Below are 14,828 nucleotides of genomic sequence, written 5' to 3'. Positions count from 1 at the left end.
CCTCAGGCGTGCTCGACCGCGCGCACCGATCCCCCCACCACCACCGGCATCGGGACGTGGTGCACGGTCGTCGGGCTGCGGTCGCGGCGGGGGCGGGACAGGAGGAGTTCCACGGCCATCGCGCCCAGGCGGTGGTGCGGCAGGGCGACGGTGGTCAGGCGCGGGCGCATCCAGGCGGCCACGGGGTGGTCGTCGAAGCCGACCACGGAGACGTCGTCCGGCACGGACAGGCCCGCCTCCGCGAGCGCCTGGCACGCGCCGAACGCCAGGCGGTCGTTGAAGCACAGCAGCGCGCGAGGGCGGTGGTGGGACAGGAGGTCCAGGGTGGCGCGGTAGCCGTTCTCCGGCATCCACTCCACGCACGGGCGCACGCTCTCCACCTCCACCCCCGCCGCCGCGAAGGTCTCCAGCGCGCCGGAGAGGCGGGCCACGGCGGCGATGTGGCGCGGGTCGATCGCCTCGGCCGTGGGCCCGGTGCCGATCAGGTGCACGCCCTCGCGGTGCCCGGCGTCGAGCAGCACGCGCGCCGCCGAACGGCCGCCGCCGCGGTCGTCGGGGAGCACGGCGTGCGCGGGGAAGTCGTTGGCGGGCAGCACGTTCAGCAGCACGGACGGCCCGTCGCGCAGCCCGTCCGGGACCTCCAGCAGCCGGGGGAACCTGGCCGCGAAGACCACGCCCTCCACCTGGCGGGCGCGCAGCGAGGCCACCAGCGCCGCCTCCACCTCGCGGTCGCCGCCGCTCTCACCGGCGAACAGGGTGAACCCGTGCCGGTGGGCGGCGCCGACCGCGCCCTCGATCAGCTCACCGGACAGCTTGGCCGAGGCCACGGCGTCCGAGACGAAACCGAGGGTCTTGGTGCGGGAGGCGGACAGCAGCGTGTCGCGGCGGTAGCCGAGCTGCTCGGCCGTCGCCCGCACCTTGCGCTCCACCGCCGCCGAGATGCGCAGCTCCCGCGCGCGGCCGGAGAGCACCAGGGAGGCGGTGGGCACCGACACGGCGCAGGCGGACGCGACGTCGGCCAGCGTGACGCGCGTCCGCCCGCTCTCGCGGACACCTGCTCGCGGGGGTGTGCCCGTCACCCGTGCCTCCCGTCACCGGTCGCGCGACAGCCCCGCGCGAGGTCCTACCCCATCGTGCAGGCCGCGCCGTTCAAGGAGAACCCCGAAGGTGGGGCCGCGTCCCCGCCGTGGGTGACCTGGTAGCCGATGCTGACTTTGCCACCGGGTGGGATCGCCGCGTTGTAGCCCGCGTCGCGGGCGGTCACCCGGCCCGAGCTGGGCGCGTACGAGGCGTTCCAGCCCGAGGTGATCACCTGGCCCGCGGGCAGCGCGAACTCCAGCGACCAGCCCTGCACCTGCGTGGTCCCGGTGTTGGTGATGGCGAGCTCCGCCGTCAGGCCGTTGCCCCAGGCGTTGACGGTGGCCGACACCCGGCAGGCCCCCGGCTGCGGTTCGCCGGGCGTGGTGGTGGTGGTGGTGGTCGTGGTCGTGGTGGTGCTGGTCGGGTCGGGGCCGGTTCCGGCGAACTGGGTGAAGAACCGCCAGGTCTCCTCGGGCGCCCACGTCCTGGTGCCGCTGTCGCCGGGCGCGTTGTCCTGCGGTGCGGCGATGTGGCCCTCGTCGAACGCGACCCAGCGCACCGGGTAGCCGTCGCGGCAGCCGGTGTAGGTGGTGCCCCGGTGGGTCAGGCTGCCCTGGGACGGTTCCGGCGGGTTCTGCGCGGCGCAGCCGTTGTTGCGCACGAACCGGTCGCGCATCGAGCGCCCGCCGGAGATGTTCAGGACGCTGTCGCGCAGGCCGTGGATGCCGAGGTAGGCGATGGGCTGCGTGCCGCCGGCGCAGCCGCTGAGCACGCCGCCCGCGATGACCGCGACCGCGCGGAACACCGTCGGCCGCGAGCAGGCCACCGAGTAGGACATCGCGCCGCCGTAGCTGAAGCCGGTGGCGAACCGCTGGGTGGTGTCCACGCACAGCCCGGCGTCGAGCTGGCGGACGATGTCGTCGACGAGGGTGATGTCCTCGCCGCCGTTGTTGGCCCAGCCGTTGTTGAAGCCCTGCGGCGCCACGAAGATCGTGCTGCTGCCCGCCAGGCGCTTGAGGCCGTAGTAGGACCAGACGTCCCGCTGCACGGTCTGGCCGGTGGCGACGTCGTTCGCGGTGCCGCTGAGCCAGTGGAAGCCGAAGACGACGCGGTGGGGGCGGTTCCGGTCGTAGCCGTCCGGGATCGACAGGATGTAGGTGCGGGACTTGCCGCTGCTGGTGATCGTGCGCGTGCCGCTGGTGAGCGCGGGCGCCTTGCCGCAGCCCTCCGTCGTGGCGGACGCGCCGGGGGCGCCGGACGCGCCGGGCGCTCCGGTCGCGCTGGTGGTGATCAGCCCCGCGGCGAGGGTGAGCAGCGCGATGCCCGCTGCCGCGAGGACCCTGTTGCGCGCCAAGGGATTCGCCCTTCCTGTGGTGGTTCCGGTGGGTGTGGTCACGGGGTGGTGAGGTCGAAGCGGCGGGCGGTGACGGAGCCGCCGAGCGCGGCGGTGGCGTGGTTGAAGACGGCGAAGCGGTAGCCCATGAAGAACCGCCAGTCGTTCTTGAGCGTGAACGCCGGGCCGAAGGCGGTGAAGTTGACGCCGTCGGTGCTGTAGGAGAACCGGGCCTGCCTGCCGTTGCCGGGGCGGATGTCGGCGTTGGCGCGCAACCAGATCCGGGAGCCGCCCAGGTCGGCGCTCGCGACCTCGTAGCCGGTTCCGGTGGTGCGCCAGGAGCCGTCCATGGTCAGGCCGGTGACGGAGACGATCCGGTTGCGGCCGTTGTCGCGCTTGACGCCGATCCACGCCGAGGAGTCGCGCAGCACGGCCAGCCCGGTGCGGTCGCCGTCGCGCATCCCCGACAGGTCCAGTTCCACGGTGCCGGTGGAGGTGGGGCCCTGGATGCGGTGGGTGAGGGTGTTGCGGGCGGAGTACAGGTCGTTGGTGACGGTCGCGGTGGACAGGCGAAGGCCGTTGTTCACGCTGTACTTGGCGGTGTCCGGGTTGTGGTTCCACTCCCACTGCGGGCCGAGCGCGGCGCCGGAGAAGGTGTCGGCGCCGATCATGGGTTTGACCTGGCGCGGGGGCGCGGGCAGGTTCGGCTTCGGGTAGGTCGCGCCCCAGCCGCCGTTGACGGTGGTGACGCGCGGCCAGCCGTCCGAGGTCCAGGTGATCGGGGCGAGCACCGGCACGCGCCCGCCGGGGTAGGCGTCGACGAACGCCAGGTAGTGCCAGTCGCCGTTCTGGGTCTGCACCAGGCCGCCCTGGTGCGGCACTCCCCCGCCCTGGATCGGCGAGGGCAGGTCGAGCAGCACCTGCTGGATCGAGTACGGGCCGAACGGGCTGGACGACTTGAGCACGTACTGGCCGTTCGCGGGCCTGGTGAGCCAGATGTAGTAGTTGCCGCCGCGCTTGTAGAAGCGCGCCCCTTCGAGGGTGCCGATGTTCGAGGGGGTCTGGAACACCTGCTGGGAGCGGACCTCCGACTTCCCGTCGGCGGAGAGCTGGGCGACGCTGATGCTGGTGTTGCCGTAGGCGACGTACAGGGTGTCGTCGTCGTCCACGAGCATCCCGGCGTCGTAGTAGCACTTGTTGATGGTGGTGTGCTTGGACCACTGGCCGTCGACGGCGGTCGCGGTGTACAGGTGCGTCTGGGCGAAGTCGACGCAGCCGCCCCAGTAGAAGGTGCGGTTGCTCTTGCGGTGCGCCAGGAACGACGCCCAGATGCCGTTGACGTACGCGCGGGAGCCGTTGCCCATGTCGTACTTGGCCCCGAAGTCCAGGCGTGGCACGGAGTGCCCGGCGAACTCCCAGTTGACCAGGTCGTAGGAGCGCAGCACGGGCGCGCCGGGCGAGTAGTGCATGGTGGAGGCCGAGTAGTAGTAGGTGTCGTCCACGCGCAGGACGTCGATGTCGGCGAAGTCCTGCCACAGCACGGGGTTGGTGTAGGTCCCGGCCGCGCGGGCCGGGTGGGTGGTGGTGGCGGTCAGGCTCGCCGCCACGAGGCCGAGCACGGCCAGGGCGATGGGCGCCCATCGGCGTTGACGGGGCATCGGTGTGCCTCTCCTGGTGTCCGGGAGTTGGCTCTGGGCGCGGCGGCGGTGGACTTGTCGGGCGCGGCGGTGGTCGTGGGGGTCAGCAGGGGGAGTTGGTCTGGGTCAGCAGGCCCAGCCGCCAGGGCAGGCGGTTGTAGTCGCCGGACGCGTTGGGGTCCAGGCCCTGGTACAGGTAGCTCAGCTTGCAGGGGTTGATCTCCATGGTCTGGTCGGTCCCGCTGCGCACCAGCTCGCCGTGGCTGATGTCGCGCGTCCACTGGCCACCGGGGAACGTGGTGTTGTTGGCCCTGGCGAACGGGTTCGACTCGCTGTCGGCCAGCGCGGTCCACGGTCCGGCGATCGCCGGGGCGGTCCAGGAGCGGAACCAGCGGCGGCCGTCCGAGCCGATCGCCTCGTGGAGCATCAGCCACTGGTTCTTGCCGGCGACCTTGTAGATGTTGGACGCCTCGAACAACCGGTTGCGGTTGCTGTCCTGCATGGCGATCACGGTGTTGGTGAAGCCGTTGGGGAACTGGGCGAGGCTGGTCTCCGAGCGGTACAGGTGGCCGTTGTCGTCCGAGGAGAACAGGTGGCACTTGGCCGTGTCGCAGACGGTCCAGAAGTCGACCCAGTAGCCGTTGCCGATGTTGTCCCGGATGATCTGCGGCATCCCGTTGGCGTAGAAGTTCCTCGGCGCGGACCAGGACGCGGGGTTCTCGATGTCGGCGGTCGTCGAGTACGAGGCGTTGGACCCGGTCTGGTACACCAGGTACCACAGGCGTTGCGGGGCGAAGTAGAACACCTGCGGCGCGGCCCGGTAGCCCGTGCCGATCCCGGAGCGGTCCAGGTAGTGGTGCGGGGCGGACGCGGCCTGGGACCAGTCGGTGAAGCTGGTGTGCACGAGGTTGTAGCCGTTGGTGTAGACCGAGGCGAACACGTGGTAGCGGCCGTTGTGGCGCACCACGCTGGGGTCCTTGACGGAGACCGTGGCGTGCGAGGAGTCGGGCTTCGGGCCGATCAGCGCGCCGCTGGAGGACCACCGGAAGCTGCTCGGCAGCGAGCCGCCCGGTTGCTGCGGGGTCGTGGTGGTGGGCGGCGTGGTCGGGGGCGTGGTGGTCGTGGGCCCGACTCCTCCCGTGCACGTGGTCCCGTTGAGGCTGAACGAGGTCGGGTCGGGGTTGGACCCGGTGGAGGTCGCGGTGAACCCGAACTCGACGCGGCCCCCGGTGGGGATGGCGGCGTTGTAGGAGGCGTTGCGGGCGCTCACCTGGCCGCCGGACTGGGACACCTCGGCGTTCCAGGCCTGCGCGACCTGCTGGCCCGAGCCGTAGGTCCAGGTGAGCGTCCAGCCGTCGACGGCGTCACCGAGGTTGGTGATCGCGACGCTCGCGGTGAAACCGCCCTGCCACTGGGAGGTCGCCGCGTAGGCGATCGAGCACCCCGGCGCCGCGGCGGCCTGGGGTGGGAGGGCGGCGAGCGCGGCCACCATGGCGAGCGAGGTGGTGGCCATGGCGCCGATCCGGGCCCGGCGCGGGGTGAACAGCCTTGCGAGGAGCATGGTCGCCCTTCGTCGTCGTCGACGGGTGGTCGGCGCGGCCGACCGGGAGCGGCGGGAGCGGGCTGGTACTCCCCCACTTCCTGCAATCTAGCCAGGTGGCACAGGGTGGTCAAAGCTAAAAAGGGCGGACGCGGTTTAGCTTCCAGCGCAAAGGTTTCGCGCGTTCTTTCGGCCGGGGGGCAGGTGGATCGGGGCGGGCTCGGGGCGAGGACGGGGCTGGGAATGGGGCGGGGAATGGGGCGGGCTCGGGGCGGGGGTCGCCCGGAGCCCGCCACGGGTCAGAGGCGCACGCGGACGACGGTGAACGGGAGGTTCGGCTCGGCGATCTGGTACTGGAAGTTGACCACCAGCAGGTCGTCGCCGTCGAAGGTCGCGGTGGACGGGACGTCCATGCCCCTGCCGTTGACCCGCCGCAGCACCGTGGCGCGGGAGTGGTCCTCGCTCAGCCGCAGGACGCTGATCTCGCCCTCCGGGTGGAACAGGCTGGTGACGCTGTAGAGGTCGTTGCCGCGCAGGAGCAGCCCGTCCGAGCCGATGTCGCCCACGCCGCCCAGGTCGATCGGGGTGACGGCGCCGGTGCGGGTGCTGATGCGGTGGAACGCCTGGGAGTTGGTGTCGGCGAGCAGCACGTGGCGGCCGTCCGGGGTGACCACGAGGCCGTTGCCGTTGATGCCCTCCTCGTAGCGCACCGGGGAGTCGGTGAGGTCCACGAACGTCCTCAGTGGCTGGTCGACCTCGGGGCTCGCCAGCTGGGCGGCGGTGATCCGGTAGAGGACGGGGCGGAACGAGTCGCTGACGTAGGCGTCGCCGTTCGGGGCGATGGCGACGTCGTTGACCAGGCCGTCGCGGGCGCCGGAGTCGAACACGTGCAGGAGCGCGCCGGTGCGGGTGCTGTGGACGAAGACCTTGCCGGTGGCGCCGCCCGCGATGACCAGCCTGCCTCGGGTGATCTTCATGCCGACGGCGGTGGTGCGGCCGTGCTGACCGGCGGGCAGGAACGGCTCCAGGGTGGGGCGGTCGACGTGGCCGCGCCAGATCGTGCCGTCGGTCGTGCCGCCGACGTAGAAGTGCGGCGTGCCCGGCTCGCGGACGATGCCCTCCGGGTAGGCGCGGTCGCCGGGGACCACGTAGCGGGTGACGGGGTGGTGCGCGGCGGTGGCGGGTGGCGTGAGGGCGGCGGGTGGCGCGGCGGCGGCGGGTGGCACGGCGGCGGGGAGGGCTGGGGCGAGCGCGGTGAGGAGCAGGGTCGCGGTGAGGAGGGCTCGGGTGGTGGTCACGGAAGGGCTCCGGGGGTCGAAGGGGTGTCTGGCGCCAGACAAGCGCTTCGTGGCGCGGGGTGGCAGTGGACGCTTGTCGGGGGTAGTTCTTCACCCCCCTTCCGGGCGGGGCGGCCGACTAGGGTGAGCGGTGTGGGCGATCTTGGGCGGCACCCGGTGGCGAACCGCTCCGACGTGCGGGACTTCCTGGTCAGCAGGCGCGCGAGGGTGAGTCCGGGGCGGGCCGGGCTGCCCGTGCTCGGGCGGCGGCGGGTGCCGGGGTTGCGGCGGGAGGAGGTCGCGCTGCTCGCCGGGGTCAGCGTGGACTGGTACACCCGCTTGGAGAAGGGGCACATCGGCGGTGTCTCGCGGGAGGTGCTCGACGCCGTGGCCGGGGTGCTGCGGCTCGACGCCGAGGAGCGGGTCTACCTGTTCGACCTGGCGCGCGCGGCCCGGCGTCCCCGCGCCGCCGAGGTGGCGGCGGAGGCCGCGCTGCCCGCGACGGCGCAGTGGCTGCTGGACAGCATGACGCTGTCGTCGGCGATGGTGACCGGGCGGCGGCAGGACGTGCTGGCGGTCAACCCGCTGGCCCGCGCGCTCTACGCGCCGCTGTTCGCCAGCGCCACCACGCGGGACGGCGGCCGGGCGAACCTCGCCCGCTACCACTTCCTCGACGCGGGCGCCCGCGAGTTCTACGGGGACTGGGCGGGCACCGCCGACGTGCTCGTCGCCGCGCTGCGCGCCGAGGCCGGGCGCGACCCGCGCGACGGGGCCACCCGCGAGCTGGTGGGCGAGCTGACGGCCGCGAGCACCGAGTTCCGGGCGCGGTGGAGCGCGCACGACGTGCTGCTGCACCCGCGCGGCGCCAAGACCTTCCGGCACCCCGAGGCGGGTGAGCTGAGCCTGAGCTACCACTCGGTGGACCTGCCGATCTCCGCCACCGAGACCCGGCACGTGTGCGCGTGCACCGCCGAACCCGGCTCGACCGACGAGGCGAGGCTGCGCGCGCTCGTCGGGTGAGCCGGGGGGTGACCGGCCACCGCCGTCGCGCTCGCGGCGGCGGGGCGGGGCCGCCGGTCAGAGCGTGAGCGCCATCCCGATCGAGCCGGGCGCGGTCTCGGTGAAGCCGTGCTTGAGGTACAGCGGGCGGCCGGGCGCGTCGGCCAGGAGGGTCACGAACGCGCCGGGCGGGGCGGCCTCGCGGATGCGCCGGAGCAGCGCGTCCATGATCGCGCCGCCGACGCCCCTTCCCTGGTGGTCGGGCAGCACGGCCATGTCGACGACGTGGAAGTACCAGCCGCCGTCGCCGAGGACCCGGCCCATGCCGACGGTCCCGCCGTCCGCGTGCGTGACGTGGAAGGAGGCCCAGGCGCCGGGCAGGGCGGCGGCGGCCTGCTCGGCGGTCTTGGGCGACAGGCCGGACTCGGCGCGCAGGCGGAGGTAGTCGGCGACGGACGGCGGGGTCGGGTGGAGCTCGTAGTCCCGGTGCACGCGGTCAGGCTCCCACGGGCGCGGGCGGGCCCCCGCCCGACCTGACGATTTCCCCGTCGGCGGGGATGCGGGCGGGCGCTCGCGGATTTTCGACATCCCCCGGCCCGGCGAGACGCGGCGGCGCCGCTGAAAAGAGCGCCGTCGCGGCCCTTCGCGCCGCCCCCGACATCCCCCGCGCGGCGACCGGTCAATGCGGTCCACGCCTGGGGGTTTCCCTCCCACGTCGAACACCGCCACCACGCGCCCACGCGCCGCGTCGACCACTCCGACGCCGAGGAACACCTGTTCACGGGCACGGGAAGCCGCAGCGGAGGGGGAACCGGGAATGGCCGCAGGCGATCGCGGCACGACGTCCGCACATCACCGCGAGCAGAATCGCGAGGCGTTCACCCGGGCGGCGGAGGAACATTCCATCGCCCCTCTCGAAGAACCTGCGGGAAGCCCCGGAAGAAAACCCGGACCCGAAACGCGACAAAATTGCGGACACCCACCCGTGAAACACCGGGCACCCCCACCAGGTCACCCGCTGACATCACGCTCAGTCAGTATCGGCGCGCTCCCCCGCCGAGGCGGAGCGCGACGCCCCGCCCAACCGGGCACCGAGCGGGCACCTCCACTCGGCCCAGCACCGCCCCAAGATCGCACGTAGCACGGGTTGAAACCGCTCAAGCGCATCTCAACCCGTTCGGAGCAGAGTGGCGCCCGTCACGTCCCGACCGGTCACGGTTGGCAACGGATCCAGTCCACGCGAGGTGGCATCAAGCGCACTTGCCCCGATCACACCCGCCCGTGCAACCGAATGCAGCAGGGATATCTTTCCCGAGAACTCGGCCGTTAACCGGGAGTGGAGCCAGGCCCACCCCTAAGACGCTTGCCCACATGCCCAACAATGGTGAAGATGGAACGGCGGACCGCACCGCGAACGCGAACCGAACTCCGCGAGAGGGCACGGTGAACGATCCTGGAACAGCTACTGCCGCGTAGCTCAAGGGTGGAACGCCCGCCTCGCGCGCGGCGGAGGGAATAACGGCTTTTACGCCCTCGACAACAGCTTGTCAACGAAACCCGTGCACCCGAGCGGTCCCCGCGCGCACCGCTCGCGGGGGTGGCGCGGCGCACGACGTGGCTGCCCGGCGTCGACGACGACGCGAGTTCCCCGACCGCCCGCGAAGGCGGTCGCGGATCGCCACGACGGGGCACCCGGACCACGCCTCCCCCGGAACAGCGCGCCCACGCGCGGTTCCGGCGCGCGCCGGGACCGCCGCACCCGCCGGAGCGCCGCCACCGGCCGGGGCCGGTCCCCGCGGACCGGGTCGCCTTCCGGACCACCACTCCACGGACCACGGAAAGGACCACTCCCCCAGTGGAGCTTCTGCGCGCACCCGAGATCCAGTCGGCCGTCGAGCACCTCGCGGTGGACCTGCCGGACCGGGCGGGACGGGCGTTCCTGGTGGACGGACCGCCCGCCTGCGGAAAGACGACGGCCCTGCGGCGGCTCGTCGACCGGATCGCCCACGAGGACCACCTCGTGCTCACCGCCACCTGCACCCCGCCGGAGACGGAGCTGCCGTTCGGGGTGCTCAAGCAGCTCCTCGCCTCCCCCGGCATGGCCAGGGTCGACCCGCGCCTGGTCGCCGACCTCGGCGAGCTGCTCGCCCCGGCCCCGCCGCCCGCCGACGACTCGGCGCTCCTGCAGCTGTACCACTCGCTGTGCGCGGCGCTGATCGCGCTGTCCGAGGAGGTGCCGCTGGTCATCGCGGTGGACGACGTCCGCCACGGCGACACCGCCTCGCTGCACGTGCTGCTGCAGCTGGTGCACCGGCTGGACACGGCGCGGGTGCGGCTGCTGCTCACCGACGACCTGCTGCTGCCGGTGAGCTTCCCGCCGCTGCGCTACGAGCTGCTGCGCCTGCGCGGGCTCGGCCTGGTCCGGGTCGCGCCGCTGCCTGCGGCCAGAGTGCGGGAGGAGGCGGTGCGGGCGGTCGGCGCGGACGTCGCGAAGCGGGTCGACTTCGCCGCGCTGACCGGCGGCAACCCGCTGCTGCTGCACGCGCTGGCGGTGGACGTGCTGGAGGCGGGCGAGCCGCGCGAGATCGGCTACGGCAACTCGTTCCTGTCCTGCCTGCACCGCAACGAACCCCTGTTCCTGGACACCGTGCGGGCGCTGGCCGTGCTGGGCGGCGGCTCGGCGTCGGACCTGGGCAGGCTGTCCGGGCACGAGCCGGAGCAGGTCGCCCAGGTGCTGAACGCCCTGCGGGAGTCGGGGCTGCTGGCCGAGGACGGGTTCCGGCACGACGCGGCGCGCCGCGCGGTCGTCGCGGACACCCCGGTCGCCGAGCACGAGGTGCTGCACCGCCGCGCCGCGCGGCTGCTGCGCGACCAGGGCGGCGCGGTCACCGACATCGCCGACCACCTGCTGCGGGCGGGCCGCATCACCGACCCGTGGGCGGCGGACCTGCTGGTGGACGCGGCGGAGCTGGTGGTGCAGCGCGGCGAGCCGACGGCGGCGGTGGCGCTGCTCCAGCGCGCGCTCGACTGCAGCCCGGACCGGGAGCGCAGGACGGCCGTGCAGGCGCGGCTGGCCACGGCCGAGTGGCTGGTGAACCCGTCGACCTCGGCAAGGCACCACACCGCGCTGCTGGCGGCGTTCCACGCGGGCAGGTTGTCGGTGCGCGACAGCGCGACGCTGATGAAGCACCTGCGCTGGGCCGGGAACACCGCCGACTCGGACGCGGTGCTCGCCCGGCTGCGGACCGACCCGCGCGCCGCCGAGGACGTGCCGGTGCTGGAGCACTGGCTGACCAGCACCTACCCCGGCGCGGCCCGGCCCAGGACCGTGCTGGGGCGGGACGTGGACTCGGCGCGCAGCAGGGCGGACCTGGTGCCGAGGGCGAACGCGGTGCTGCTGGACGTGCTGGTGGCCGGGGACAGCGACGACGTGGCCGACCGGGCGGAGGCGGTGCTGCGGGAGCTGCGGCTGGCGCGGGAGTCCGGGTGCTACGGCGGTGCGGCCGTGCTGGCGCTGTCCGCGCTGCTCTACTCGGACCGCGCGGACGTGGCCGCCTCGTGGTGCGAGCAGCTGCTGTCGGCGCGGGCCGTGCCGCTGCTGCCGATGCCGCGCGCGCAGGTGCTGGCGCTGGCGGCCGAGTCGGCGCTGCGCCGGGGCGACCACCCGAGCGCGGACGAGCTGGCGCGGGAGGCGCTGACCGTGGTGTCCCCGACCGCGTGGGGGGTGTCGGTGGGGCTGCCGCTGAGCACCAGGGTGCTGGCGCTGACCAGGATGGGCCGCTACGACGAGGCGGCGGCCGTGGTGGCGCAGCCGGTGCCGAACGGGATGTTCGGGCACCGCAACAGCGTGGACTACCTGTACGCGCGCGGGCACTTCTTCCTGGCGCGGGAACGGCCACGCGCGGCGCTGGGCGACTTCCTGCTGTGCGGGGAGCAGCTGACCCGGTGGGGCCTGGGCAGCGGGTGCGCGCCGGTGCCGTGGCGGACCGCGGCGGCGGAGGCGTGGCTGGCGCAGGGCAACCGGGACCAGGCGCGGGTGCTGATCCACGAGCAGCTCGGCAGGCCGGGCACGGACAGCCGCCGGGCGCGCGGGCAGGCGCTGCGGCTGCTCGCGGCGACCAGCTCGGTGAAGCGGCACCCGCAGCTGCTGCGGGAGGCGGTGGCGGTGTTCGAGGCCGTCGACGACAAGTACGAGCTGGCGCGGACCCTGCGCGACCTGGGGAGGGCGCAGCGGGCGCTGGGCGAGAACAAGCTGGCGCGCCGGGTGATCCGGCGGGGGTGGCACGTCGCCCGGATGTGCGAGGCGGCGCCGCTGTGCGAGGAGCTGATGCCCACCGCCGACGGGCTGGTGCCCGCGCAGCCCGCGTCGGCGGCCCGCAGGTCGGACCTGGACCGGTTGACCAGCTCGGAGCACCGGGTGGCCGCGCTCGCGGCGTCGGGGCTGACGAACCGGGAGATCGCGGTGAAGCTGTACGTCACGCACAGCACGGTGGAGCAGCACCTGACGCGGGTGTTCCGCAAGCTCGGGATCAAGCAGCGGGAGCAGCTGCCGCCGGAGCTGAGCGTCGACCGGTCGAAGTGACGAGGAGGGGCGGTCCCGTGGTTCTGGGGCCGCCCCGTCCGGTCCCGGTCCGTCCGGTCCCGCCCTGTCCGGTTCCGCCCTGTCCGGTCCCGCCCTGTCCGGTCCCGGTCCGCCTCAGGCTCGGGGCATCGCGGCCAGGGTGGTGGCGACGACGTGCTCGTCGACGTCGCGCACCAGCTCGGCACCGCGCGGGCCGTCGAGCACGAACGCCAGGCCGCCGGTGGACTTCTTGTCGCGGCGCATGAACCGCAGCAGCTCGTCGTCCGACACGCCCGGCGGCAGCGCGACGGGCAGCCCGTAGCCCGCGACCACGGAGTGGTGCTCGGCCACCCGGTCCGGGCCGATCCGGCCGAGCGCGCCCGCGAGGCGGCCGGCGAAGACCGTGCCGATCGCGACGCCCTCGCCGTGCCGCACCGCGAAACCGGTGGCGAGCTCCAGGGCGTGGCCGAGGGTGTGGCCGTAGTTGAGGGTGTGCCGCAGGCCGGAGTCGCGCTCGTCGGCGGCCACGACGCGGGCCTTGAGGGCGACGCTCGCCGCCACCTGGTCCAGCAGCGGCAGCCGGTCCAGGCCCGGCGCGCCGATGAAGTGGCAGCGGGCGATCTCGCCGAGGCCGTTGCGCAGCTCGCGCTCGGGCAGGGTGGCGAGCAGGTCGAGGTCGCACAGCACGGCGGCGGGCTGCCAGTAGGCGCCGACGAGGTTCTTGCCCTCGGGGAGGTTGACCGCCGTCTTGCCGCCGACGCTCGCGTCGACCTGGGCCAGCAGCGAGGTCGGCACGTGCACCACCGGGGTGCCCCGGTGGTAGAGCGAGGCGGCGAGGCCGACCGCGTCGGTGGTGGTGCCGCCGCCGCAGGAGACGACGACGTCGGCGCGGGTCAGGCCGAACTCGGCGAACCGGCTGCACAGGTGGGCGACGGTGGCGAGGGTCTTGTCGTGCTCGCCGTCGCGGGCCGGGAGGACGAGGGAGGGGACGCCGGGGTCGGGCGTCTGGTCCGCCGGGCGGGCGGTGACCACGACGGCGCGGCGCGCGCCGAGGGCCCGCACGACGTCCGGGAGGGCGGCGCGCACGCCGTGTCCGATGTGGACGGTGTAGGCGCGCTCGCCCAGCTCGACCCGGACCTCGCGGGTGGTGGCGGCGGTGGGGGCGGGGTGGGTGGAGCTGGGCACTGCTTCCTCCTCGGGTGGGCGGGACGGGGGCGATCGGGGGACGCGGAGGGGTGACGGGAAAGCAATCGGGCAGGAATGGGAACGGGTCCGGGGGCGAACGGGCAGGAATTCGAGTGGGGGCAAGCGACCGGGAGCGATCCCAGTGGTGGGGCGGAAGTGCGGGCGGCAAAAAGGCGGTCGTGCTGCCTCAGCCGCCGCCCGCGGCGCCCGTCACGAGCGTGGTGCGCAGGGTGAGCGCCGCCCGCGCCGCCACGGCCGCGCCGACGCCGAGGCGGTTGTGGGTCAGGGTCGCCTGCTCGAACAGCACCGGCAGGGCCGGGCGGCGGCGGTCCGCGGCGGCGCGCAGCTGCTCCAGGTAGCGCCGCCACGCGCCCGCCGAGCCGACCACGCGCCCGCCGGGCGGCGCCCCCTGCGCGGCGACGGCGGCCTCGGTGCGCTCGACCGGGCGGAGCGGCCTGCTCCAGCTCTGCCAGCAGTGGAACAGGAACGCGGGCCTGGCCGGTTCCGGGGCCAGCGCGACCAGTTCGGCCAGGTGGTGCAGCACCGTGGCCTGCGCGCCCGACTCGCCAGGGTCCTCGCCCCACACCGGGCTCACCACCGACGCGACGTCCAGGGCCAGTTCGCTGGACGCGGTCGCGACCAGCGGCTCCACCGGCCCGCCCGGCAGGCCCCCACCCGGCAGGCCCTCGCCCGCCGGGTCGACGCGCAGGTCGCGGGCCGCCGCCTTGGCGCACAGCACGGCGAGCACCGGGCCCCGCGCGGCCTCGGTCGTGCCCAGCCACAGCGCCACCACCCCCGCCCCGCGCAGGAACGACCAGTGCGCGCCCCGGTCCCGCGCGCGCAGCTCCCGCACGACGGGGGGCAGCACCTCGGCCACCGAGCGGGCTCCACCGCCTGCCAGCGACCAGCCCGACCAGGACGGGGCGCCCGCCGCCGGGGGTCCGCCGAGGGGCGCTCTCGCGGAACCGGTCCGCGTCATGTCCACCACCACTTCCGCCTTGGCGAGAACGGGTCCTGCGGGATCACCGCGCTGTTCCGACGCCGCCGACAATAGCGACGCGCAATACGCCGAATTCACCGCCAAATCAGGTCAGGGGGGTTGAGGGGGATGCCTTAGGGGGCGAGTGCCCGCAAAGCGGAAGAAGAATCGGAAGCACATGCAGGAGCGACTTCCAAGCTCAGGCCGCAGGACCGGGTCCGCGTCGTCGCGGACACC

10 protein-coding genes are annotated in these 14,828 nt (G+C 73.9%); 2 read left to right on the top strand and 8 right to left on the bottom strand.

The features are described from left to right. Nucleotides 1–2 precede the first annotated feature (2 nt). The 5 genes from AMIR_RS16505 to AMIR_RS16485 all read right to left on the bottom strand — a co-directional run bounded on the left by AMIR_RS16505 (nt 3) and on the right by AMIR_RS16485 (nt 6,888). Complete coding sequence (locus AMIR_RS16505) at nt 3–1,079, bottom strand: LacI family DNA-binding transcriptional regulator (protein WP_015802098.1); 1,077 nt, start codon at nt 1,077–1,079, stop codon at nt 3–5. 44 nt (nt 1,080–1,123) lie between these two features. Continuing rightward, nucleotides 1,124–2,434 (bottom strand): CE1 family esterase, encoded by a 1,311-nt coding sequence (locus tag AMIR_RS16500; RefSeq protein ID WP_015802097.1) that lies wholly within the window; start codon nt 2,432–2,434, stop codon nt 1,124–1,126. A 38-nt stretch (nt 2,435–2,472) separates the two neighbouring features. Next, nucleotides 2,473–4,071: a glycoside hydrolase family 43 protein gene (locus AMIR_RS16495; protein ID WP_015802096.1), complete on the bottom strand. Its 1,599-nt coding sequence runs from the start codon at nt 4,069–4,071 to the stop codon at nt 2,473–2,475. Between the two features lie 82 nt (nt 4,072–4,153). Continuing rightward, nucleotides 4,154–5,611, bottom strand: a complete 1,458-nt coding sequence (locus AMIR_RS16490; RefSeq protein WP_015802095.1) for a glycoside hydrolase family 62 protein — start codon at nt 5,609–5,611, stop codon at nt 4,154–4,156. A 278-nt stretch (nt 5,612–5,889) separates the two neighbouring features. Beyond that, nucleotides 5,890–6,888: an SMP-30/gluconolactonase/LRE family protein gene (locus tag AMIR_RS16485; RefSeq protein WP_015802094.1), complete on the bottom strand. Its 999-nt coding sequence runs from the start codon at nt 6,886–6,888 to the stop codon at nt 5,890–5,892. Nucleotides 6,889–7,020: 132 nt separating this feature from the next. Here AMIR_RS16485 and AMIR_RS16480 point away from each other — a divergent pair, with 132 nt between their 5' ends. Next, entirely contained in the window at nt 7,021–7,887 is an 867-nt protein-coding gene (locus AMIR_RS16480; RefSeq protein ID WP_240438943.1) for a helix-turn-helix domain-containing protein, read from the top strand. Nucleotides 7,888–7,944: 57 nt separating this feature from the next. Here AMIR_RS16480 and AMIR_RS16475 read toward each other — a convergent pair whose 3' ends face one another. Next, on the bottom strand, nt 7,945–8,358 hold the full coding sequence (locus tag AMIR_RS16475; RefSeq protein ID WP_015802092.1) for a GNAT family N-acetyltransferase: 414 nt from the start codon (nt 8,356–8,358) through the stop codon (nt 7,945–7,947). 1,363 nt (nt 8,359–9,721) lie between these two features. Between AMIR_RS16475 and AMIR_RS16470 the strand changes: the two genes are divergently transcribed. Beyond that, entirely contained in the window at nt 9,722–12,448 is a 2,727-nt protein-coding gene (locus AMIR_RS16470) for a helix-turn-helix transcriptional regulator (protein ID WP_015802091.1), read from the top strand. Between the two features lie 114 nt (nt 12,449–12,562). On the opposite strand, the gene AMIR_RS16465 is transcribed toward AMIR_RS16470, so the two are convergent. Together AMIR_RS16465 and AMIR_RS16460 are read right to left on the bottom strand one after the other, a co-directional pair. Continuing rightward, the gene (locus AMIR_RS16465; RefSeq protein ID WP_015802090.1) at nt 12,563–13,612 is read right to left on the bottom strand and encodes a 3-dehydroquinate synthase family protein; all 1,050 of its coding nucleotides are present in this window, start codon (nt 13,610–13,612) and stop codon (nt 12,563–12,565) included. A 187-nt stretch (nt 13,613–13,799) separates the two neighbouring features. Further along, nucleotides 13,800–14,591, bottom strand: coding sequence for a hypothetical protein (locus tag AMIR_RS16460; RefSeq protein ID WP_143760752.1), 792 nt, complete (start codon nt 14,589–14,591; stop codon nt 13,800–13,802). Nucleotides 14,592–14,828: the final 237 nt, after the last annotated feature.

The organism is Actinosynnema mirum DSM 43827 (genome assembly GCF_000023245.1).
Classification (GTDB): Bacteria; Actinomycetota; Actinomycetes; order Mycobacteriales; family Pseudonocardiaceae; genus Actinosynnema; species Actinosynnema mirum.
Note: the sequence above shows the minus strand (reverse complement) of the source record. Positions and strands in the feature narration are given on the sequence as shown.